General features: G+C 62.2%; 21 protein-coding genes, 3 pseudogenes and 1 other annotated feature. Of the genes and pseudogenes, 15 read left to right on the top strand and 9 right to left on the bottom strand.

Going from position 1 to position 21,382, the window contains the following annotated elements; all coding sequences use genetic code 11:
• Window positions 1-171: 171 nt before the first annotated feature.
• The gene (locus ACXJL8_RS00315) at window positions 172-990 is read left to right on the top strand and encodes a DUF4344 domain-containing metallopeptidase (RefSeq protein WP_456684455.1); all 819 of its coding nucleotides are present in this window, start codon (window positions 172-174) and stop codon (window positions 988-990) included.
• Window positions 991-1,143: 153 nt separating this feature from the next.
• Here the strand turns inward: ACXJL8_RS00315 and ACXJL8_RS00310 are convergent, their stop codons facing one another.
• On the bottom strand, window positions 1,144-1,566 hold the full coding sequence (locus ACXJL8_RS00310) for a hypothetical protein (protein ID WP_456684454.1): 423 nt from the start codon (window positions 1,564-1,566) through the stop codon (window positions 1,144-1,146).
• Window positions 1,567-2,309: 743 nt separating this feature from the next.
• On the opposite strand from ACXJL8_RS00310, the gene ACXJL8_RS00305 reads away from it, so the two are divergent.
• The 4 genes and pseudogenes from ACXJL8_RS00305 (at window position 2,310) to ACXJL8_RS00290 (ending at window position 4,899) form a co-directional block, all read left to right on the top strand.
• On the top strand, window positions 2,310-2,699 hold the full coding sequence (locus ACXJL8_RS00305) for a hypothetical protein (protein ID WP_456684453.1): 390 nt from the start codon (window positions 2,310-2,312) through the stop codon (window positions 2,697-2,699).
• Between the two features lie 110 nt (window positions 2,700-2,809).
• Window positions 2,810-3,172: a hypothetical protein gene (locus tag ACXJL8_RS00300; RefSeq protein ID WP_456684452.1), complete on the top strand. Its 363-nt coding sequence runs from the start codon at window positions 2,810-2,812 to the stop codon at window positions 3,170-3,172.
• Window positions 3,173-3,736: 564 nt separating this feature from the next.
• Window positions 3,737-4,048, top strand: a pseudogene (locus ACXJL8_RS00295) (outer membrane protein); the annotation flags it as partial.
• 311 nt (window positions 4,049-4,359) lie between these two features.
• On the top strand, window positions 4,360-4,899 hold the full coding sequence (locus tag ACXJL8_RS00290; protein WP_456684451.1) for a hypothetical protein: 540 nt from the start codon (window positions 4,360-4,362) through the stop codon (window positions 4,897-4,899).
• A 215-nt stretch (window positions 4,900-5,114) separates the two neighbouring features.
• Here ACXJL8_RS00290 and ACXJL8_RS00285 read toward each other — a convergent pair whose 3' ends face one another.
• Window positions 5,115-5,378: a hypothetical protein gene (locus ACXJL8_RS00285; protein WP_456684450.1), complete on the bottom strand. Its 264-nt coding sequence runs from the start codon at window positions 5,376-5,378 to the stop codon at window positions 5,115-5,117.
• A gap of 181 nt (window positions 5,379-5,559) precedes the next feature.
• Between ACXJL8_RS00285 and ACXJL8_RS00280 the strand changes: the two genes are divergently transcribed.
• From ACXJL8_RS00280 to ACXJL8_RS00270, 3 genes are all read left to right on the top strand, one after another.
• Entirely contained in the window at window positions 5,560-5,703 is a 144-nt protein-coding gene (locus tag ACXJL8_RS00280; RefSeq protein ID WP_456684449.1) for a hypothetical protein, read from the top strand.
• Between the two features lie 157 nt (window positions 5,704-5,860).
• Window positions 5,861-6,115, top strand: coding sequence for a hypothetical protein (locus ACXJL8_RS00275; protein WP_456684448.1), 255 nt, complete (start codon window positions 5,861-5,863; stop codon window positions 6,113-6,115).
• A 109-nt stretch (window positions 6,116-6,224) separates the two neighbouring features.
• Complete coding sequence (locus ACXJL8_RS00270) at window positions 6,225-6,356, top strand: hypothetical protein (protein ID WP_456684447.1); 132 nt, start codon at window positions 6,225-6,227, stop codon at window positions 6,354-6,356.
• A gap of 209 nt (window positions 6,357-6,565) precedes the next feature.
• Here ACXJL8_RS00270 and ACXJL8_RS00265 read toward each other — a convergent pair whose 3' ends face one another.
• Window positions 6,566-7,630: an ornithine cyclodeaminase gene (locus tag ACXJL8_RS00265; protein ID WP_456684446.1), complete on the bottom strand. Its 1,065-nt coding sequence runs from the start codon at window positions 7,628-7,630 to the stop codon at window positions 6,566-6,568.
• 1,401 nt (window positions 7,631-9,031) lie between these two features.
• On the opposite strand from ACXJL8_RS00265, the gene ACXJL8_RS00260 reads away from it, so the two are divergent.
• Window positions 9,032-9,385, top strand: a complete 354-nt coding sequence (locus tag ACXJL8_RS00260) for a 4a-hydroxytetrahydrobiopterin dehydratase (protein ID WP_456684445.1) — start codon at window positions 9,032-9,034, stop codon at window positions 9,383-9,385.
• 180 nt (window positions 9,386-9,565) lie between these two features.
• Window positions 9,566-9,808, top strand: a complete 243-nt coding sequence (locus ACXJL8_RS00255) for a DUF6522 family protein (protein ID WP_456684444.1) — start codon at window positions 9,566-9,568, stop codon at window positions 9,806-9,808.
• A gap of 316 nt (window positions 9,809-10,124) precedes the next feature.
• Here the strand turns inward: ACXJL8_RS00255 and ACXJL8_RS00250 are convergent.
• Window positions 10,125-10,412, bottom strand: a pseudogene (locus ACXJL8_RS00250) (IS630 family transposase); the annotation flags it as partial.
• Between the two features lie 42 nt (window positions 10,413-10,454).
• On the opposite strand from ACXJL8_RS00250, the gene ACXJL8_RS00245 reads away from it, so the two are divergent.
• A protein-coding gene (locus tag ACXJL8_RS00245; protein WP_456684443.1) for an IS3 family transposase occupies window positions 10,455-11,683 on the top strand; the annotation gives its coding sequence in 2 pieces (ribosomal slippage) (window positions 10,455-10,743 and window positions 10,743-11,683; 1,230 coding nt in all).
• Window positions 10,736-10,852, top strand: a sequence feature (AL1L pseudoknot). (Overlaps the previous gene by 117 nt.)
• Before the next feature lie 453 nt (window positions 11,684-12,136).
• A complete protein-coding gene (locus tag ACXJL8_RS00240) occupies window positions 12,137-12,403 on the top strand; it encodes a hypothetical protein (RefSeq protein WP_456684442.1) in 267 nt (88 codons plus the stop codon).
• 271 nt (window positions 12,404-12,674) lie between these two features.
• On the opposite strand, the gene ACXJL8_RS00235 is transcribed toward ACXJL8_RS00240, so the two are convergent.
• The 3 genes from ACXJL8_RS00235 to ACXJL8_RS00225 all read right to left on the bottom strand — a co-directional run bounded on the left by ACXJL8_RS00235 (window position 12,675) and on the right by ACXJL8_RS00225 (window position 15,625).
• Window positions 12,675-14,360, bottom strand: a complete 1,686-nt coding sequence (locus ACXJL8_RS00235; RefSeq protein ID WP_456684441.1) for a methyl-accepting chemotaxis protein — start codon at window positions 14,358-14,360, stop codon at window positions 12,675-12,677.
• A 372-nt stretch (window positions 14,361-14,732) separates the two neighbouring features.
• The gene (locus tag ACXJL8_RS00230; protein ID WP_456684440.1) at window positions 14,733-15,161 is read right to left on the bottom strand and encodes a hypothetical protein; all 429 of its coding nucleotides are present in this window, start codon (window positions 15,159-15,161) and stop codon (window positions 14,733-14,735) included.
• Window positions 15,140-15,625, bottom strand: a complete 486-nt coding sequence (locus ACXJL8_RS00225) for a hypothetical protein (protein WP_456684439.1) — start codon at window positions 15,623-15,625, stop codon at window positions 15,140-15,142. Before ACXJL8_RS00225 ends, ACXJL8_RS00230 begins: the two co-directional genes overlap by 22 nt.
• A 693-nt stretch (window positions 15,626-16,318) precedes the next feature.
• Here ACXJL8_RS00225 and ACXJL8_RS00220 point away from each other — a divergent pair.
• Complete coding sequence (locus ACXJL8_RS00220; protein ID WP_456684438.1) at window positions 16,319-17,638, top strand: TAXI family TRAP transporter solute-binding subunit; 1,320 nt, start codon at window positions 16,319-16,321, stop codon at window positions 17,636-17,638.
• A gap of 266 nt (window positions 17,639-17,904) precedes the next feature.
• Here the strand turns inward: ACXJL8_RS00220 and ACXJL8_RS00215 are convergent, their stop codons facing one another.
• Window positions 17,905-18,450, bottom strand: a complete 546-nt coding sequence (locus ACXJL8_RS00215) for a MucR family transcriptional regulator (protein WP_456684437.1) — start codon at window positions 18,448-18,450, stop codon at window positions 17,905-17,907.
• Window positions 18,451-19,104: 654 nt separating this feature from the next.
• Here ACXJL8_RS00215 and ACXJL8_RS00210 point away from each other — a divergent pair.
• Together ACXJL8_RS00210 and ACXJL8_RS00205 are read left to right on the top strand one after the other, a co-directional pair.
• Complete coding sequence (locus tag ACXJL8_RS00210) at window positions 19,105-19,626, top strand: hypothetical protein (RefSeq protein ID WP_456684436.1); 522 nt, start codon at window positions 19,105-19,107, stop codon at window positions 19,624-19,626.
• A gap of 146 nt (window positions 19,627-19,772) precedes the next feature.
• Window positions 19,773-20,129: a hypothetical protein gene (locus ACXJL8_RS00205; protein ID WP_456684435.1), complete on the top strand. Its 357-nt coding sequence runs from the start codon at window positions 19,773-19,775 to the stop codon at window positions 20,127-20,129.
• Window positions 20,130-21,120: 991 nt separating this feature from the next.
• On the opposite strand, the pseudogene ACXJL8_RS00200 reads toward ACXJL8_RS00205, so the two are convergent.
• Window positions 21,121-21,249, bottom strand: a pseudogene (locus ACXJL8_RS00200) (IS6 family transposase); the annotation flags it as partial.
• Window positions 21,250-21,382: the final 133 nt, after the last annotated feature.

Here is a 21,382-nt window from a genome sequence, read left to right as displayed (position 1 = left end):
GGAGCTCATGGACGATGACGACGACGACGAGGGCTGAGTGAGGATTCGCCTCACCCGCCTCTAGGGCGGGTGAGGCGACGTAGACGGTGACCGAGAGCAGGGGCGCGGGTCCCGCCAGGGTTGTCGCGCTGTCCGATGTTGCCGACGCCCCGAAGCCCTGGAGGCGGGACGATGCCACGGCCGCTTGCCCTCGCCGGGTTAGCCTTCACCCTGATGATCAGCGCCTCCCGGGCCGATACAGGCAGCCCGATCCGGACCGTCTACCAGGTTCCGAAGACCGCGCAGGCACAGGAGATATACCGGGAGATGCGCGCACGCCGCGTCCTTGAGGGCTTGCGCGAGATCATCGGTATGGTCCGGCTGCCGCGGGCCATGACCTTGCGCCTGTCCGAGTGCGACGGCGAGAGCAACGCCTGGTACGAGCCCAAGACCCGCTCGGTCACGGTCTGCTACGAATACATCCAGGATGTTCGGGACAGGGCCGATAAGGCCACCTTGCCCGCCGGCCTGACCTATCACGACGCGCTGTTCGGCACGCTCGCACAGGTCTTCCTGCACGAGACTGGGCACGCCCTGTTCGATCTGCTGGACGTGCCTGTGCTCGGCCGCGAGGAGGACGCCGCCGACCAGTTCGCCGCGCTCGTCCTGCTCCGCCTGAAGCCGGCCCAGGCCCGGCAGATCATCGCGGGCAGCTCCATCCTGTTCACGAGCTACGGCGCGGAGGACAAGCAGGAGAAAGCCACCTTCGCAGATGATCACGGCCTGTTCTATCAGCGCCTATACAACCTGCTCTGCCTCGCATACGGCTCGGACCGGCGCGCCTTCGGCTACCTGGTCGAGCGCGGCGACCTGCCTAAGGAGCGGGCAGAGAACTGCAGGGGTGAGTACGGCCTGGCGGTGCATGCCATGGACAGGCTGTTTCGCAATCATCTCCAGGGCGGCCAGATGGGGCGCGAACGGATACGGCGGGGGTTTCGCTGGGTCTACTGAGCGCGGACGCGCAGCCCAAGCCAGACTTCCTCCGGCACCGCTTCTGGCCACGGCCCGGCGTCTCCGTTGGCCGGTTGGATGAGGACGCCGGGGACACAGGCTGCACTGGGTCACGCCAGGGTGGCCAAACCCGTAGGACGATGGCGCGACCGCTCAGTAGGGCACGCAGCCGCCGTAATTCGCGTCGTAGTAGCTGTAGGCGCCACACCCGCCGCCGTAGTAGCGGTGCGCGCCATAGGCGGCCGCGCCGACACCGGCCGCCGCGAGGCCATAACCGCGGTAGCCATAGCGCCCATACCCACCTCTGTAGCCGTAGCGGCCATACCCGCCACGATAGCCCGCCACGCCGCCCCGGTAGCCGCCATATCCGCCCCGGAAGCCGCCGCGATAGCCACCCGCCACGCGCCCTCCGTGGAACCCGCCCCCTCGGAAGCCGCCGCCCCGCATCCCGGCTCCATGGAATCCGCCCCCGCCCCGGAAGCCGCCGCCCCCCCCGCGAAATCCGCGCGCGTCCGCCGTGACGCTGGTCAGGATCAGGGCGCCGATGCCCGTTGCCGCGATAAGGATCTTGTTCATGGGGCTGTCTCCTTGCTCGGGACGTGCTGAAGGCAGTCCGCGCCCAATCCGCGTGATCGGGGCGGACCTAGGGCCCGCGCAGCATCAACCCTTTGCTGTTGGGCACACTAACGCCGGGCCGGACGCCCCGCTTGATCCGACGAGCCGCACACGGCCCGCGATGTGGAGCTTCGTGACCGCAGACGAATGGGGTCAGTTGCTGGCCTGCCCGACCTCGACCAGGACATCCTCGAGATACACCTGGATCCGGCCTATGCCGTCCGCGCTTGGTCCTTTGATGCTGAAGCCGATCAGCTCGCCGCGTGCATGAACCCTGCGGATCAGAGTTTCCGCCTTGGCAGCCAGCTCGCGTTCGGTCGGCGCGCAGGATGCTGCCCGTCTCGCACGTCGTAATCCGGACTTCGAAGATGGGCGACTCACTCATGTTAATTGCCATGCTTCGCTCGCAGTGGGGCGAAAACATGGTCGAATGGCCGCCGACACTCATCACACGAGCGATGCCGAGGTAGGGAGGCGATGCTCGTCCTCGGAAACAGAGCCTTTGCCTGCCCCGAACACTGGATCCGTTGCGATTACGTTTGAGAGGCTCGGTTCCAAGCCAATGACAGCCAAGTTTACTTGGGTATTTTGAATTGAAAGTTCTCGGAGCGTCCCGAGTGATCAAGCACCGTGGATCCTTATGGCCATACTACATCAGGGTGCCGGGCTCGGCGTTCGCCCACCACTTATCTAGGGAGGAGACCATGTCTACCATGCTCGCTCGCGCAACGGGCCTGCTCACCGCAGTTGGCGTTGCGACGGCAGGTCTTCTGACTGGCTCGCTGGCGCTGGCTGAGCCGCTCGTGCTGCGCGTCAATCCGCATCTCGGGGATCAAGGCGTTCTGATGCAGGGTGACGAGAGCGGGACGATCCAAACGCTGTTCGATGCGGGACCTCACTACAGCGAACCGAGTGGCGTGCGCGTCGGGCGAGGCAGTGTGATCCCCGGCTGGCTGGGGTTGGGTTCATTTCAGAATGTTTCACTCGCGGGGCTGAACCCGACTGGCTACTACGGCTACTACATATCTCCCGATGACCGCGCGGTCGTCATCGACCTCGACTCGCACCGGGTTTTCCGCGTGATCTCACGCTGATGCCCTGAATTGGGCGGAGCACGCCAGCGGGCACCGATAAAGGCGGCATTGTAGGATAAGGGGACTGGTCCACCGCATCGGGCGGCTGATGGCTGATCTGGCGGGACGGCATGAACGCTCAGGTGCTTGCTGTTTTGGGGTACCGGGAGACGGTGATGCGCGACACTCTGATCGTGCCACAACTCAGGGTCTCTGCCCTGCTCCGCTACGGTCTCATTCTTGTGCTTCTTGCCACGACCGAAGCGGCCTTCGCGCGCCCTATAATCACCGCTTCTAAATCGGTAAAAGTGCCCACCAGTTCAGCGTCGCCGCCCAGTTGCATGCACCTGAGAAGAAAGGCGTTTCATCTCGTGGAGGGCTGGTCCGTGAGGACCGTTGCCATCGTGTGCAAGACTGTAACAGCTGCTCTTCGCCGATCGGGCAACCGCAGCTTCACGAGCATGGGGCCGAATAAAAATATAAACGCTAAATAGGTCCGGCTCGTGTGCCAGCCCAATTAGCTAGAGCACTGGCGCAATCGTGCAACCTGGAGACTCAAAGCTGCTTTGGAAGAACACGAAATAATAGCCATCGTTTCGGCCAGCCTTATTAAAATCCCACGTATTTTGCGCTAAAATGGACACGCGTGCCACCGTTCAGACCGAAAGCGGATCCCATCGAGAGGCTGTTTGGATCGTATTCACCCGGCTCGCTATCGAGATGGCTTTCTGCGCCCTGTGCTCTCTCATCTTCTAACGGTTAGGTTTTGCAAGCAGGAGGATTGGAGATGAGAATGCTAGGTTCCTATCTGATGCTAGCTCTCGGGATGTTTCCAGTCGCAGTGCTCGCCCAACACTCACCTGCTCGTGAGGCTCTCAAACAGAGCTGCACCGGCGACTACTTGGCACACTGCAGTCAGTTTCCTCCAGGCGGACCCGAGGTCGAAGCATGCTTCCGGGTCAAGCTCAAGCAGCTGTCGCTCGGGTGTTCGACTGCTATCTCGGCCTACAAGCGCGATCAGAAATCGATAAGAAAGGTCAGCGTGGCCCGCTGAGGATGGCTCCGGCAGCGCGAGCCGGAACTTCGGCGGGTTTGCCGGCAACGACAGCTTCCGCACCGGCTGGACCGCAGGCGGCGGCATCGAGTTCGCGCTGGCCAACGACTCGTTCCTGAACTTCTTCCGCTCCTCGGCGGTAACGGTGAAGATCGAAGGCTTGTACGTGAACCTCGACCGCAACACCCGCAACCAGGGTGCGTTCGTGATCGACACCRTCAACAACGTCCCGGCCGTCTTCAACCCCGTCGGCCGGCGCGCCGACGAGTTCGCCGTCGTCCGCGCCGGCCTGAACTACAAGTTCGGCTCGTACTAAGCGACGCTGCAATCGAGCTTGATCTAAGCATCCCCAGCCCGATCAGACTGGCCGCTTAATCAGGAAGCGCCCCAGGAGCCCCGCTCCCTGGGGCGTTTGCCATTCTGACCTATGACATAGCCAGCAGTTATCGCTCGCCGGCGGGCCAGAAGGACAAGCATCATCTTGCTGAAGGTCTCCAAGCCGCACCACATCGCGCGGGCGACGCTGCGCATGCCGATACTCCCTTCGTTGAGACCGCATCACCGCAATTGACGGCGGAGCTGCGCGGGAGGAAGTTCAGTTCGGGGGCGGCTACGGAGTTAGCCACCATGAGCGACTTCGATCACATCCTGAACTGGAAGCTTCTTCGCGGCTCGCACAACTTTCCGGGCACTGAGGGTGGCACCTGCATCAACGAGGCGGCGCTCGTGGCGTGCGGCTTTCCGTACCGGCGCATCGTCTCAGTTCGTTGCATGCCGGACTGCTTCTCGCGCCCGATCTGCCAACTCGCCATGCAGTTGAACGATGAGGCGACCGATACACAGCGGTGGCGCCTGATGCCGTTCGTGACGCGGCTGGCTTGTGCGGACACACCGGAGATTGAGCGCGAGCGAGCCAGCTATATCAGCACGCAGATGGATCCCGATCCCTATCTCCCACGCCCTTCCCAGTTTGATAAAGCGCTGCGCGTCCTCGAAGGTGCGCTCGCCATCGGGCGGCAGGCAGATCCGCTCGGCTTGGACGAGGCGGCGAGCCGGTTGGACGCGGCGCGGGGCCCCGGTACCCCGGCAAAGAAGCGAACCGATTTCCTGGCTGCGAAGGTGGAGGGCTGGCTGGGCCTGCAGCAGGCGCCTGAGAACGTGGGGTGATACCCAGCTGCGGAGCGTGCTGCGGAAACTCAGGCGTCAGGTCAGGACGCCCGCAGGAAGGGCCTGTCGCAAACAGGAACAGGCTCGCGTTCATGGGTCGGCAGGCGTACCGCCCCAACTTGCCGCTCCGCTCCGGAGCCGGCCCATGATCCTCCTCGCCCTCAAGCTGAAGCGAGAAGCTCGCGGCGACTTCAACGGCCAGACTGCCTATGCGGCTAGTGCGCCCAACTCGCGGTCTCGGCGTCGTGGAGCACGATGAACTCGGAGCACAGCTGTTCCAGGCCGTTGCGAGGCTCCAGCTCCGGCTGACCGTGCTTGACAATTGCCCACGCCTCAACCGCGGCCTCGGCGCCCAGGTACACCGCCATCTCTTGCGTGAGCGAACGCGCTGGCCCGAAGCCGAGCCGGTCTCCGACTTCGCGCTCCACGGCCGCCATCGCCTCAAGGACGCGGAAATGGGTGATGTGCATCTCGGTCATGCTGACACTCCGGTCGATAGGGGGTGTCTCGGATACTGGCAGTCGGGCGCTCATAGCTTTGAACCGGCCGTGGATGCGATCCCAGAAGTCCGAAAGCTCGCACGAGCCGAGCATAGCATAAAAGCTGTCCGCCACCCAGGTCGGCACGATCTCGGCCAACGGCGACAAGGAGATCGGCGAGATGATCGCCCACGCCATGCAGAAGGTGGGCAACGAGGGCGTGATCACGGTCGAGGAGGCGAAGACCGCCGAGACCGAGCTCGACGTCGTCGAGGGCATGCAGTTCGTCCCCGATCCGCGGCCTGAGCTGAGCTTCCACCGCTAGCGCATCTACAATCCGCAGCTCCTAAGGCTCAAGCTGGATGCGTGAAGAAAGCCGCGAAAAGGTGATCAGCGCGCGCCCCAGGGCTCGATGACTTCGTTCAAAACTTAGTGTAAAGTAGCGCAATACGGCGCAGCTCCAGCTTCGCGGGAGTTCAGCCATGTCAGATGCATTTTCCGAATATCGGCACGTCGTGGCGGCTCCCTGCCCGAGCGAGGATCCGAGCGATTGTCTCGCCGGAGCCTGGGCGCTCGGAATCTGTGGCGAAGATTGGGTCTGGGGCTGGTGCGATCCTGACAGGGTTCGGATCGCGTTTCGCCGCGAGAGCGACTGTGTCGCGTTCCTCGCCCGCGCAGGGTCGGCCTACTCGGTGCCGCCACTGGGACTGTATGACACTCCGCGCATGAGCCTGTGAGACTGCTGCCCCATATCTTCCCGATCGCTGCTCGGGCCGAAAGGGCTGAGCCATGCCGAAGTGCCAGTCTTGCGGTCAGTGGATTGAGGCGACGGCGAGGATCTGCCCGATGTGCGGCGCGCTGACCGGCGTGACCGTGCCGCGGAGTAACGAGCCGACAGCCCCAGCTTGGCGCGGCAACACCCTCATTTATATCGTCACGACCATACTCATCCTGCTGTTCAACTGGTTTCTGACGTAGCGGAACAAACGCGGCGCTCGCCTTCTCGTCGGTCCAGACGGGCGCCCCCGAGACCTGCTGAAAGACGGCAACACACCCAATGCGTTACCGCTCATATGCAAGGAAGGCCAAGCCAAAACACGAGCGCAGCAGCTACTTCCTCGCCACCGCCGGGGTTCCCGTTGGATTCCTGACGGAAACGTTCCACAGCGGCGGTCAAGGTCACTGCTTCAGCTGCTATGCTTCCATCTCAACAACATTCCGAACAAATCGCGCGGATCATCCGGGTCGGCGAGCAGATCGAGATTTCCGTAGAACGGAAACGCCTCCAGCTTGTGTCGCACATAGCGCAAAGCTGAGAAATCTTCGACCGCAAAGCCAACTGAGTCGAAGATCGTAACCCGTTGCGGGTCACGGCGGCCTGGCGCCAAACCGGCTATCACCTGCCAAATCTCTGTCACGGGGTGCCCGAGTGGCAGTTGCTGAATCTCGCCTTCGATCCTGGTCTGCGGGGCATACTCGACAAAGATATCTGAGCGCAGCAGCACATCGCGATGCAGCTCGGTCTTGCCCGGACAATCCCCGCCAACTGCATTGATATGAACGCCGGCCCCAATCAGGTTGTCATTGAGGATCGTGGCGTTTTGCTTGTCGGCCGTAGCTGTCGTGATGATGTCTGCCCCTTCTACCGCCTCCGCGGCAGTCCTGCAGGACGTCATGTCGAAGCCGAGCCCGGCGAGGTTGCGCATACATTTGGTCGTCGCGGTTGGGTCGATGTCATACAGGCGTAAATGATCGACACCGAGCAACGCCTTGAAGGCCAGCGCTTGGAATTCGGCTTGCGCCCCATTGCCGACAAGTGCCATCGTGCGCGCACCGGGCTTGGCGAGATGGCTGGCCGCCAGAGCTGAGGTTGCTGCCGTGCGCAGTGCAGTGAGAATGGTCATCTCCGTCAACAGCATCGGGTATCCATTACCCACGTCAGCTAGAACGCCAAAGGCCGTCACCGTCTGACGGCCCTGGCGAAAGTTCTTCGGATGACCGTTGACGTATTTAAATCCATATTTTGATCCATCGCTCGTCGGCATGAGCTCGATAACGCCATCTGGGCTGTGCGATGCRACGCGTGGCGTTTTATCAAAGAGGTGCCAGCGCCGGAAATCTTCACTGATGCAATCGGCTAGTTCCACAATAAATCGTTCGACACCGATCGCGGTGACGAGCTGCATCATGTTTTCGACATCAACGAACGGAACAATATTAAAATTTCGTTTTGGGAATGTGGTTTCAGCCATAGGAAAAGGGTTTCTATAAGAGATTGGATCGTGATTTTACATCACTGCATGGTCGCGCTTTGAAGGTTGCTGCGAAAATGCTCGTGCCGTGAAGAGCGTGGACTGCAGCGCCTGATGTCCTGTACACCTTTACCGTTCCCAACGCTCTCGAAAAACTATGCTCCGCACCCACGGCTTCATGTCGTCCAGCGTGTCGGCGACGCTTACTGCCCTCGCCGGGTAGTCTTATAGCTACTGTTGGGCGATTCACGAACGTTGATGGCGGAAACTCCGGAGCGTCCGCCATAGTGATCACAGGGTCGAACCCTTCCGTGCTTTTTCCAGCTGTATAAGATCTGCTAAAAGCTTTTGTGCAAGAGCCGTATGTTGGTTATTACTCACCCCCGCCCTTAAGTGGGATTTACCATTCGGGACCAACGGGTTAGGCCAGATTTTCGCGGTTCCTGCGGTTATAGTAATTGCGGCGCCTTTATCCGTACTTACTGGTGCATCACCGCGTCTGCCATAGCAGATTTCGCGTTTATACTGTTTTGTTCCGAAATTTCGCTTTCAAAGGTTCCGGACCCTCACGGGCGGGAAATTTGAGTCGCATGCCAACATACTGATGCAATTGGCCTTTCGAAATTTATGAGGGGTGGGTAATTACGTATGTTGCGCCTTTTCTACTGGAGCGGTTTTCTTGCCGTATGTTGTGGTCACGGTCATCAGGTTTCGGTCAACCTTGAAGGTGCCCGAGTAGGTTCTGCCGTCTAGCTTCACATGAATAGAGTGGCCCGACATGCGGAGATCCTCCCGACTGTGTGGCAAACATCTTAGCTATAAAAATACCTGTGATGCCTTTTTTCGTGACACAGGCTATCATAGAAAAACGCCGATTGCGCGCCTAGGAGGGCTCGATGTTGCGGCTCGAGAACGGCCTACACAGCCCTCGAGACTTGGTTAGCGAGGCGGTTAGATTGGATGTAGTAAGCCTCATCGAGCTCTACGGCAACGACGCGTTCAGAGTGGCTTGCGACAGAATTCAGCAAGCACGAGCAAGAGGAGATCGGGCGGCAAAACTTCTATGGACGCAGGTGGCTCTCAAGATACGTCACCGGGCCTTCGGTGACGCTCCGAAGTTGCTCGTCCCTGCTGAACCGGCACAACGAGCGAAGGTGTCCAAGCCTCGTCTCGCGGCGCGTTCTAAGCCAGCAGGTTCTGTAGATCGGCGCCACCGCTAACAGCYGACGGCTCTGACTTGGCGGTGCGGGCTGATGGCCTGGGCATCACCATCGCCGATACGTTGATCTCCGCCTGCCGGCAATCAGCGACGGAACTCCGCCCCGGTCGCGAAGGGATGAGGCGGGAGGTTCCGAAGTGGGGAAAAGATGGTAAACTGGATCGGTCCTGGAGGGTTGCTCCATGTCCGCACATCCTGAACAACTGGTCACGAAAACCTGCACACCCTGCCAAGGCGGGATCCCGCCGCTTGCGCCCGATGACGCTGAAGATCATCGCCGACAGACGCCCGCTTGGGCCCTGCTCGATGACGCGCGCCGCATCGAGCGACGGTTTGAATTCGGCAGCTTTGCCGACGCGTTTAGGTTTGTGCAGCGTGTGGCAGATCTCGCCGAGCGCGAGGGCCATCATCCAGACATCACATTCGGTTGGGGCTACGCCACGGTTTCGCTTCAGACCCACAAAATAAAGGGATTGCACGAGAACGACTTCATTCTCGCGGCTAAGATAGATCAGGAGGCATCGAGCCAGCATTAGCGCTGCATCTTACTCACTGCTTCAGAGCCCGTCCGATAGGGGTGCGAGGCGTGGTTGCATAGCCGGGATGGAGATTATTCTAGGCAAGTTGCTGAAGCCTGATCTGGAAGCGCCATGTGGACCCCGCCCGCCCGAGGGCTTGAACGCTCGGCGCCTTCCGAGCCGGGAAGGCACCAAGCCATGCACTTCGAACGTGACACGCATGGCGACTGGGTGATTGATCCCGAGCAGCTTGCTTCCAAGCTGGGGATCAATCCCGGGCACCTCCGGCACGAGATGCGCCTTGGGCTCGTCACCAGCCGCATCGAGGCCGGGAAAGAGGCTGACGAGGGCTGTTGGCGCGTGACGATTCGGACCCGTAAGGCGGCTTGGCAGGGCGTCATTGATGATGCAGGCTGCCTTGTCAGCGAACGCCGTCTGTGAACCCGGGGCAGATTTATTAGGCGGCCTGCCACATTCGCGACGTTGAGGGGCTTCCAGGTCCAGCTACGCCTTGCGCGAGGCGAAACCCCCATATCAGAATGCAGCCGCTGCCAGGAAGCAGAGGATGACCGCTGCCAACATCACCAGCCCCGGCCAGTTTGCCTGAGGGCTGAAGCCGGCCGCCCCAGAAGCGGACTTTTCGAACATCTCCAACGGGTGGAGGCTGTGTGAAAACGCAGGAGCACTTCAAAATAGTAGAACAATTTTCTACGTGGCTGCCAAACAGCTATCCTGGACAGGTGCATAGCTCACTGACTCAGACGGATGGTTCAGGAGATCGGCTGACGGCTGCGATGATGTCGGTGGCGGGCTTGGTCCAGACGAAAGGTCGGGCGCGTCGGTTGTGCTCGGCGATATAGGGTTTGATGGCCGCCTGTAGATCGACGACGCCGGTGAAGGAGCCTCGCCGCAGCCGACGACGGGTCAGCGCTGAGAAGAAGCCCTCGACCGCGTTGACCCACGAGGCCGAGGTCGGGGTGAAGTGGAACGTCTAGCGCGGATGCCAGGCGAGCCAGGCGCGCACCTTCGGATGTTTGTGAACCGCCCCGGGTTTCCCGGAGGCTCCAACTCTTGAGAGACTGGAGCCATGACGAAGCATACCCCACCGTTTTCCCCTGAGGTCCGCGAGCGGGCTGTCCGGATGGTCCGGGAGCATCAGGGCGAGCACAGCTCACCCTGGGCCGCGATGCAGTCGATCGCCGCCAAGATCGGCTGCTCGGGCGAGACGCTGCGGAACTGGGTTCGCCAAGCCGAGCGCGATCAGGGCCAGAGGGCCGGACCGACCACGGACGAGCGCGAGCGGATCAAGGCCCTGGAGCGGGAGGTTCGCGAACTCCGGCAGGCGAACGAGATCCTGCGCAAGGCATCCGCGTATTTTGCGATGGCGGAGCTCGACCGCCGGTCCCGGTCATGATCGCCTTCATCGACGATCATCGTGCGCTCTACGGGGTCGAGCCGATCTGCAAGGTCCTGCCGATCGCCCCGTCGACGTACCATGCCCATGTCGCGCGACGGGCTGCCCCCGAGACGCTGCCGGCCCGAGCCAAACGGGACGCGACGCTCATGATCGAGGTCCGGCGCGTCTATGAGGCGAACTTTCGCGTCGACAGTGTGCGCAAGGTCTGGCGGCAACTCGCCCGCGAGGGGATCGTGGCCGCCCGCTGCACCGTCGCTCGGCTAATGCGAGCGACGGGTTTGAAGGGCGTGGTGCGGGGCAAGTCGGTCCGGACGACGATCCCCGATCCGGCCGCAGCCTGCCCACGCGACCGGGTCAACCGGCAGTTCAAGGCCGCGTGCCCGAACAGGCTGTGGGTCGCGGATTTTACGTACGTCGCAACCTGGGACGGCTTCGTCTACGCCGCCTTCGTGATCGATGTCTTCGCCCGCCGGATCGTCGGCTGGCGCGTGTCACGTTCGGCCCGAGCGGACTTCGTGCTCGATGCTCTGGAGCAGGCCCTGTACGAGCGCCGCCCCTTCGCCGGCAGCGGCCTCGTCTGTCACTCCGACCGCGGGTCGCAATACGTGAGCCTCCGCTACACCGAGCGTCTCGCCGAGGCGGGGGTCGAACCCTCCGTCGGCAGCGTCGGCGACTCGTACGATAATGCTCTGGCCGAGACGGTGATCGGCCTGTTCAAGACCGAGGTGATCCACCGGCGTGGACCCTGGCGCTCGTTCGAAGCCGTCGAGTTTGCCACCCTCGAATGGGTGGATTGGTTCAACCACCGCCGGCTACTCGAACCCATCGGCAACGTCCCTCCCGCCGAGGCCGAAGCGCGCTATTTTGCCCAGACCGAGGTCCAAGCCTTGGCCGCCTGACCCAAACCAAACGGCCTCCGGGAAACCCGGGGCGGTTCACTGCGCCGCAGCACACACTCCTTGCGGCTCTCGGTGATCTCTGACGGATAAGAACTGGAGCGATCGGCGCCAATGCGGTCACCATCGCAAAAACATCTCGTGTAGGATCGCGCCTGCGAACGCTCGAGTGGTGGTCTGCAAAGGGGTGCCTGACGCCTCGACAGCCGCCCCGGCGCTCGCCATCTTGCGTGCATGCCCGGGCAGCACAGCCAGACCTACGATCCGCAGGAGGAGCCCGCACCCCAAGGTGTTGCTCCTAGGTGCTCTCGGTCACGTATCCTCGGTCGCCTCTCACGAGCACGCTGCACGCTGATCGTCCTCACGCTCATCAGCGGCAGCGCCGTTGCCGGACCCGCTGATCCGCCAACTGCTTTGGTAGCGCAGGACGCCGCTCGCCTCGCCCAAGCAGCGCAGATGATCGTCCGCGTGACCCTCATCGGCCGGAATTGCGCGCCGTTCTACGCCGTCGACCAAGCCCAGCTTCAGGAGATCGGGAGCGGGTTGTTCAACCAAGCGCTCGCCCGCTACGGCAAGGATCGGCTGCTGCGAGCGGTCGATACTGCCGAGGCTGAGGACACGGCTCAGATCCGCGAGAGCGGCGCCGCTTTCTGGTGTCCGCTCCAGCGCGCCTACCTCAACAGCCTGAGAATGCCAGGCCTGATTGGGAAACAGCGGCAGTAGCTCGGTCAGCTCTGACTGCTTCTCGTGACTGGCTCGACCGTAACCGATCTCAATCCCGTAGCTCTCATGCGGGGCGCGTCTACGGGCCGCCTGACCGCCGGATTTCCCACAGTTGCTGGCGTAGTACCTGCAAAGCGTCCGTGTCCTCCCAGAGCTGCCGCTCAGCGTCGCGGGTGTCGGCCTCAGCCTGGGTTAGGGCGGCGAGCGCATCGCGGTCTGATCTGCTCCAGGAAGGCGGGCGGGCAGGATTTGGATCTCGGCCATGGTGACCTCAGGCGGCGCGCACGGTTGCGAGGAAGCGGCTCATCTCGGCGGCGAGTTGCTCGGACTGGCGCGAAAGCTCGGAGGCCGCCCCGAGCACTTGGCTGGCGGCCGCACCGGTCTCCTCGGCCGCGCCCGCCACACCGGCGATGTTGCTTGTCACCTCACCGGTGCCCTGCGCCGCCTGCGCGACGTTGCGCACGATTTCCTGCGTGGCCGCGCCCTGCTCCTCCACCGCCGCCGCGATCGAGGTGGCCACGCTGCTGATCTCCTGGATGCGCGCGCTGATCGAGCCGATGGCCGACACCGCCTGACCCGTCGACCCCTGGATCCGGGCGATCTGGCCGGAGATCTCCTCCGTGGCCTTGGCGGTCTGGTTGGCCAGCTCCTTCACCTCGGAGGCGACCACCGCAAAGCCCTTACCCGCCTCGCCAGCACGCGCTGCTTCGATCGTGGCATTCAGAGCCAAGAGGTTGGTCTGGCCAGCAATCGTCGAGATCAGGCCGACTACGTCGCCAATCCTGGCCACAGCACCGCTGAGTTCCTGCACGAGTGCGGCCGTCTGGCTGGCCTCATCCACGGCCGTGCGGGCCAGCTGAGCCGAGCCGGTCACCTGACGACCGATCTCCTGCACGGACGAGCCCAGCTCCTCGGCGGCGGCGGCAACCGTGTTGACGTTCGAGGCGGCCTCCTCGGCGGCGGCCGCGACCGTGGTGGACTGGCTGGCGGTCTGCGTGGCGGTCGCGGTCATGGTCTGAGCCGTGGCCTGCAGCTCGGTGGCTGAAGAGGAGACCATGCCGACAATCCCACCCACGGCCTGCTCGAAACCGTCGGCCATCTGGCGCATGCCGGCTTTGCGCTGCTCCTCGGCAGAGGCACGGGCGAGCGCCGTCTCCGCCTCCAGCTGACGCGTGCGGATCAGGTTGTCCTTGAACACCTGAACGGCAGACGCCATCGCGCCGATCTCGTCCTGCCGGCCGACACTGGGAACCGCGATGGTCGCGTCGCCGGACGCTAGCACGCCCATCGCTGACGTCATGCGCTCGATGGGGCGCGCGATGCCGAAGAGGCTGAACAGAGCCGCGCCGAGGGAAGCCAGCAGAGCGACAGCCATGGCGACGTAGGCGGTGCGGGTGGCTGCGTCGGCGCTCGCAATGCTGGCGCTCACTGCGGTCTCTGCGGACTGCTTGTTGAAGCTGACATCCTCCTGCAGGGCGTCGCTCGCTTCCTTGGCCAACTGCGCCAGTTCAGGCGCGATCAGCGAGGACAGAGCTTCCGTTTTACGGCTGCCCTCCATGGCATCCAGCAGCGGGCGCTGGTCCCTCAGGTACTGCGCCCAGGCCGCAGAGAAGCGGTCATAGAACACCCTCTCCTCGGCGGAGCTGATCATCAGCTCGTACTCGCGCCGGAGCTGCGCGATGACATCTGCAGCGGCGCTGAGCCCCGTCTTGTTGGCCGCTTGGGCATCAGGCGTGTTGGAGGCGACGACGAACCGGTAGAGCTTGACCCGGTAGTCGCGGATGGCGGTGTTGATGCGGTTGACCGTGTTGACGGCGGGAAGGCGCACCGCGCCGACGTCGCTGACGTTCTGCCGGATTTCGGAAAGATCCCGGATACTGAGCAGGCCCTGGCCAGCGGAGATCACGGCGGCCAGTCCGAACAGACCGGCTAGAGCAGATTTGATCGACAGACGCATGGGAGAGGCCGCCAGAATACAGAATACTGCTTTTTTCATGAAATGTATAAAGTTAACAATTTGCTAATGATAACATAAGTACTTATTGCAGGCCGAAGCAATCTGACAGATAGTGTGTATGTGAACAGCTTGCGGATGAGTGCTGATTGCTCCTCGACCGCTTCAAGATCAAGCGCTTAGCGCCTTGAGCGAGCTTCAGTTTGCGCGCCGGATCAGGAACGCGCGATAGGTGGAAGTTGAGGCGCTTTACCGAGGCTAATGAGGCTTGGTAGCCTCAAAATAGCTCGGTCAGCCCGAGGCGGCGGCGAGCTTCCATGTCGTTGCCGCACCAGGCCGCGAGCAAGGCGACTCAATCGAGCAGGGCGGCGCCGTTCAGCAGGACGCCTTCTCCCGTCTGCCAATCACCGCGGCCTGTGCGACGGGCGCGCCGGCGTGCAGCCACGTGATGATGGTCTGCTCGGGCACGGCATAGATCTCGGCGGCATCTGCGACCGTCAGGAGCGGCGCGGACAGGTCAGGATGCGTACCGCGCTGTGCGACGCGCCCCAGGAATACGACGACGAGCGGATCGGTCGCCCGCGGCACCGGGCGTTTCGGTTTGGGCAGGGTGCCGTGGTCGCGGCGATCGCGCAGGCCGAGGGCGGCCAATGCACTGCTCAAGCGGTAGACGGGACGGCCGCTGCGCTGTCCGTCGGGCTTGACCGATGCACGAAGGGCCGACGACCGGAGTGTTTCAGAGCGGTCGTCTTGTTGCACGACACAGACGATATCGCGGCGCGTTAGCTGTTGGGCAATTGCCACTTGGCCTTATGCCGGACGATGAACATGCGGTTGGCGCCCTCCGGACCCTTCAAATTCGTGTAGGTATAGGGCGCCGACCCCGTGAGCCCTTTGTACTTACCCGTACCGCCTGTGAAGGTGTGGACACCGCCTTTGGCGTCGGCGTCAAAATCGGAATAGAACTGATCACCATCGGTATCGACATCGACGCATGAGCCGCGGGAATGGACGGCACTTCCGGTCATCTCCCGTAACCCCATGCAACGCGTCCCCACATTGTTGAACATCTGGCCACCCGCATCATTGGTGGTGATGCCGTTCAATTCGAGGTAAACGACGTTCTTATCTCCAGATTTCATCGTGTTCGTCGCGACGACCACGAAGCTGCTTGTGTATGCATCTTCCCCGGATTTTGGAGTCTCAGCGGCGTGAGCACCGACAACAAAGCATGCGCTCATTCCCAGAGCAATCGGTAGCTTGCCCATCTCGTTCCTCCTCCGTGATCGTCCCCTTAAACTGAAGATCGATTCAGCTACAATGTAGCTGAGGTAGAGATGATTGAATAGATGTTCCTTAGACGCCGCCACTTTCAGAGCGGATGCTGATTATCGGCGAGGGGCGCATTCTGCGGACGCCGGACAGGCGGAGGCGAAGATGGAGACGCTTCATTCAGGCTGGATCTTGATACGTGGCTGACGCCGTTCCTGGCCGTGACGGGCCGCAAGACGCGGCAGGCCTGGGCGCCCCTCTTCCTGAGCGGTCTGCCGATCTTCGGCCTTCTTGGCTCCGCTTCAAGTCCTGCAAGTGCTCCGAGCGAACCTGGTCGTACGTCAGTGTCTCGTCCGATCAAGCATAGTACGCTGGAGGTGCGAGACTGAGGCGGAGCTTTTCCTGAGCTAACGGAAGGCCGCAGGCAAGACGGACGCCGCTGAACTGAGCCGTTGAGCTTCAAACCTCGACGCTGTCAATCTTTGCCGAACGAGCTCAAAGGGGAAATTGGTGGACGGCAGGGTCCGGGCGAGAAAGGTCGTGATATTTTGGACCGCGGATGGCCTATCGGTCTTTGTCTATGACATAGATCCGGTATACACGGCTAAGGCCAGATGCGTCTGGCCGATCTCGAACGCGCTTAGCTGGGCAGGCTCATGAGGAGTCGCTGGCTCCGGGCTGTCGCATCAGTGGCCTGCCTCGCAGCAGTTGCGATCGCTGGCGCCTATGTCGTAACTCTCTATCCATCGCTGATTTCCGGGCGATATACCCTGACACTCGCGACCGGTCCCATCGGGAGCGACGGACAGAAGGTCCTCGCGGGATTTATCCGCGAAATTTCTGCGGAGCATCCCCTCGTCCGCTTGGCGCCACTGCCAACGGAGAGCCTCGCCCAGAGCGCAAACGACCTTGCGGCCAATCGGGTCGATCTCGCAGTCGCGCGGAGCGATGCTGAGGCAGCAGCACACGGACGAACAATCTTTGTGCTGCGGCAGGTTGGCATAGCAATCCTCCTGCCGCCGGCATCGAAGATCGAGAGCGTGAGTGACCTCGCGGGCAAGAAGCTCGCGGTGGGCCCGGGATGCGATGCCGGACTACTTAAAGCCTTCACGAGTTTCTTCGGGCTGCGTGCGACAGACCTGATCGAGATGCCGCAGCAGGAGTTCGGCCCTGCGCTGAAGGCGAAGCGCGTCGTTGCCGCGATCGTCACCGGGCCCCTCGGGGAGGGACCAATCCCGGGCGCTTTCGCCTCCATTCGGAAGAGCTTCAAGGATAAACCCTCGTACTTGGACATCCCAGAAGCGGAGGCCATTGTCGCCCAGTGGCCGACCTACGAGTCGGTCGAGGTCAAGCAGGGAACCTTTGGTGGGACGCCGACCGAACCTGAGGAGACACTCAACACCTTCGCGGTGCGCATCCTGCTCGTCTCGCGCCCTTCTTTGCCCGACCGGGTGGCCGGCGAGCTCACGCGACTCCTGATGACAACGAAAGCGAAGCTCATCGCTGGGCTTCCGGCGGCGTCTCAGATGGAGGCTCCGGATACTGAGCGGTCCTCGCTCCTGCCGGTCCATCCCGGGACACTCGCCTATCTTGACGGCGAACAGGAAAGCCTACTGGACGAGACGCTCAATTATTATTGGCTGGGCGCAATGGTGTTTGCCGTTTTGACGCCGCTGACGGGTTGGATCGTGTCGAGGGGCAGGTTGCGCCGCAGTGAGGATGCGCGAGTGAAGCTCCTTCGCTTGGTCGAACTCATGAGACTCGCCAAGGTCGGCTCAGTCGATCAGCTTCGCCCTGCCGACGAAGAACTCGAGCTTATGATGGAGGAGCTATTGGAACGGCTGGCGTCTGGTGAGATAGAACGCGACCATTTCCAATGCGTCGAGAGGATTATCCGACAGTTGCGCATGACGATCGAGAAGCGACTGGGCGAACTCGCCATCACGGACGCCAGCCCGAAATCCAAGCTCAACGATTTCACGCTTAAGCCGCGCCCGCATGCCGTCTAAAATGGGCGAGCCAGCACTAATGTCGGCAGCTTCTGCACACTGACTTCTAACTCAGACCACTCGGGTCTAAGTCATCGATAGGGCAGGGGATGCCGAGGCGCTGCGCTGAGACTAGCCGGCCGAAAAGCGTTCCAGACGGGAACGCTTTGCCGTTTGTCACGGACCTTGGCCTGACCCGCAAGGCTATCCACGAGGGTCGCCAGCTGCGCGCCGCAGAGGCGGCCGACCAGGGACTTGCCCGGTCCCACCAACTTACGAGTGTCAGCTCATTCAGCAGCTGCCTTCTTCGGTTTGCGAGCCTTGCCCGGCTTCTCTGCAGGCGCGGCAGCCTTCTTCCGGCCGCGAGCCTTCGGCGCCTCGGCAACGGTCTCGGTCGTGTCCGCTACCTTCGCAACCGCCTTGCGCCGCTGCTGCCCGAGGCCGAGGCTCTTGGCGAGCGCGGAGCGCTGAGCCGAGTAGCTGGGGGCCGTAGACGGGTAATCCCGTGGTAGGCCGAAGCGCTCGCGGTACTCCTCAAAGGTCATCCCGTTGCCGCTGAGGTGACGCTTCAGCGTCTTGTACGACTTGCCGTCAATGAAGCTCACGATGGCGTCCGGCGTGACGGACTTTCGGATCTGAGCCGGCGTGAGCTTTTCGCGCGCAGGCGCTTCGGATGCGCCGCCCTGGCCGAGGCTAGACAGTGCGGAGTAGACGCTGGTAAGCAGGGTCGGGAGTTCGGCAACCGGAAGGCTGTTGTTCGACACGTAGGCTGCCACGATGTCGGCAGCCAGTTCAGTCGATTTGCTCGGCGGGCTTGCTGTGTTATCGTCCATGTCGTGCTCCTTTTCGAGGGTGAGCACACCGACGATCTAATTTGTTCCCGGCGTCAAGTGGTTGGCTCGGAATTTCAGAGCACAACCCAGATTTTCATACTCTCGGCCTGCATAGCTCTTTCGGACGACGCTTTGTCTGTCGCACATTCGGCTCGGTTAACTGGGCCGTCGCAACAAAGATGATCCATTGGTCGGCTTCACTATGGCGAAGGGCGCACGCGACGAGCTGATAAGGGCAGCACACCGCTCAGGTCGATAGGTACGTTGCTACGCGTGTCCCGCAGCACATCGAGCCGTAAAGCTTGAGCATAGATCTCCGTCAACGAGGGAAGTCGCCGCCCATCTCATTGAGATCACCATGTCCCCCTCGTCCCGCCTCGTTCTGCTCGGCGGTGTTGTCATTCCTGATGGTGCCCTCCTCGTCGGCGCGTTCGCTACACTCGTCAGCCTTGCCTTGCCGATGCACTTCGCCGGTGGGTCCAAGCTGCGGCCGAGAAATTAGCCGCAGCTCCTGTGAGATGAGCCCAGTTAGAGTGATGCCCGAGCGAGTTGCGACGACGGCCTAATAGACCGCACGTGACATTCAGCGGTGGTGCCTAAATCTATTCATCCCACTCAAGCGCGAACGCGCGTTGATGAGGATGTCGTAGCCCCATGTCACTGTCGATCAAAGCCGAGCGGGCGCTCATAACGCACGAAGAGTTCGAAATGCTCGCGCAGACCCATCATCCCGCACTTCACAGCATTTCCGATGACGCCTTGTCGGATGCTCAACGACGCATCCGCGATCTCCGCGCAAAGGAGCGTACGTTCGCGCGAGATCTGCGGCGGAGCATTCGCGGCAAGGGCGAGCAACGGGGCGGTAGTTTCCCAGGCAATGCCGATAAGCCTGGACGCAGGAAGCAGGTCTTCGCCAGCGCCTTAAAGCGGGTAAACGGCGAGGTAACCCGGCGACGCGCGGTCGCTGCGCGGGATGCACTAAAGGACGCCGCACGCCGCGCTATTGGGCTGAAGAATGCCGCGCGCAGTCATCGTGCACCTGCGTATCGAACCAGTCGTGCAGGCATGACACGGATCGAGAACGAGCGTACCCGCAAAATCGTGCAGCCTTCCAAGGTTGGCAGCGTTTCTCAGGCGACCAAGAACACTCAGGCAGCGCGGGACGCGCGTGAGTAGAAAGGCATCACATTAGGCCGTGTCAGCGCCTGACTGTTTCAACTAGTGCGGATGCGGCTCTAATTGCCGCCCTGCCGTACGCTGTTTTCGGATCTTGCCGCCGGCAGATACAGCGCTGTACGAGTGCTGGTCGCTAGAGATTTGCCGTGCGCCACCGCGCCCCCGTAGCTGTTGCCCTTGCCGTCAGTGCGCACGCCGCGTCCGCCTGCGCGCAGACCCAGGAGGAGCAGGCGCTGGCCCTGCTCCAGGCCTCCAGCGCGCAATCGGCGATCACCGCGTTCTGCGGCGAGCACTACGCGATCGACGGCGCGACGGCGCTGCGGATCTCCCAAACCGCACGAGACGTGGCCACCAAGGTGCTCGGTCCCAAGCGGGCGAACGCCGCCTTCAAGGACGAGCTGGCGCGGCGCTACGCCGAGGTGAAGGCGGTCGGAGAGCAGCAGTGGTGCACCGACCTGCGCGAGGAGCCGGCACAGGGCGAGGTGCGGATCTTCAAGAACTGAGGCGCAAGCTCAGGCCGGATCTGTCAACGTTGACAGATCCGGCCTGCACGGTCTCACCCGGCGGCACCGTCTACTCGATGAGCACCCGCCACATAGGCCGGCAGCAGCCCGAGCCCGCGCTGCTGCCCGATTAGCTATCCGCCAACCGCCAAGGCGTCGGTCACCAGCCGATTGACCAGGGTGTCCCGCCTTGCCTGACGCAATACGATGCGGGCCGCCGCCCGAGCATTGGCTGCGCGCTGCACACCTTGTGGGCCACCATCACGCAGGGCACGCCACGCCATCGCACGAAACCATCGTATGTTAGCAACAGCTATGGCGCGATTATGGGTAATCGCGCCCCGTTGGCGCGGGTCGACTGGAAATACGGTATGCATTTGTACGATCCTGGACGGCAAAGATACGCCAGCCCGTGAACTAATGCTGTATTCGCATACCAGGATACAGCAATCAATACTCCATCTGGGGGAATCGGAAGATTTTAGCCAGCGCTACGGCGCTGTGTCACTCCGGCTGCTCTACCCGACCCGCCAGGGCCGCTCGCGTCGCCACCGAGTAGCCCGTGACGAGGATCATCATCTCGCGCATGGGCGCTGCTCCCCCTTAGCGTCGAGGTAAACGGGCCCAAGATTAGCGGCGTTGTCCCTTTGCAGCTCGACGAACATCCTGCGGGCGGCCCGTGCAAGTCAGCGGCCGCCAAGGCTTTTGCGAGCGTTAGGCTACGGTGTCGGCCAGATTTGCACGATTAAAGCGCAGTGCTCGCGAGGTTATTTCCGTCAGGCGCTCGCGGAATATCCGATCCTGACGCGGAGAGTCGGGCCCGTCTTGTATTCGCCGGTGCGTTTGTCGGGCTCGGCGGTGGCAGCGGTCCCGAAAAAGCGGCAACTTACGCATACGTCGGTTCGCGCAAGCACCGAGTATCTGCGGCAAGCCACGATGCGGCCTAACGAGGTCGCGCGACCAGAGCAGATCAGATCAATGATGAACGTGTCCGATACCCAGACACAGAGCGCAGGTACCAGGACGCGCCTTGGATGATCAGCTCGGCCTCAAAGTGCCGGATTCAGAAATCGCCACGGGCTACTCTCTTCAGCTTGAGCGCGAGGGCATTGAGGATCATGGACCGGTTTCGAAGGCGGAGCGGCAAGCTGGGCAGGTTTGGATAAGGCCCGTGAGACTTGCGCATTCGCGTTTGCGACAGGCAGCAGCCGAAGTTGTTTCACTTGACTGCCCAAAAGCAAAAACCTCTGCCT

The organism is Bradyrhizobium sp. P5_C11_2 (genome assembly GCF_054049755.1).
Note: the sequence above shows the minus strand (reverse complement) of the source record. Positions and strands in the feature narration are given on the sequence as shown.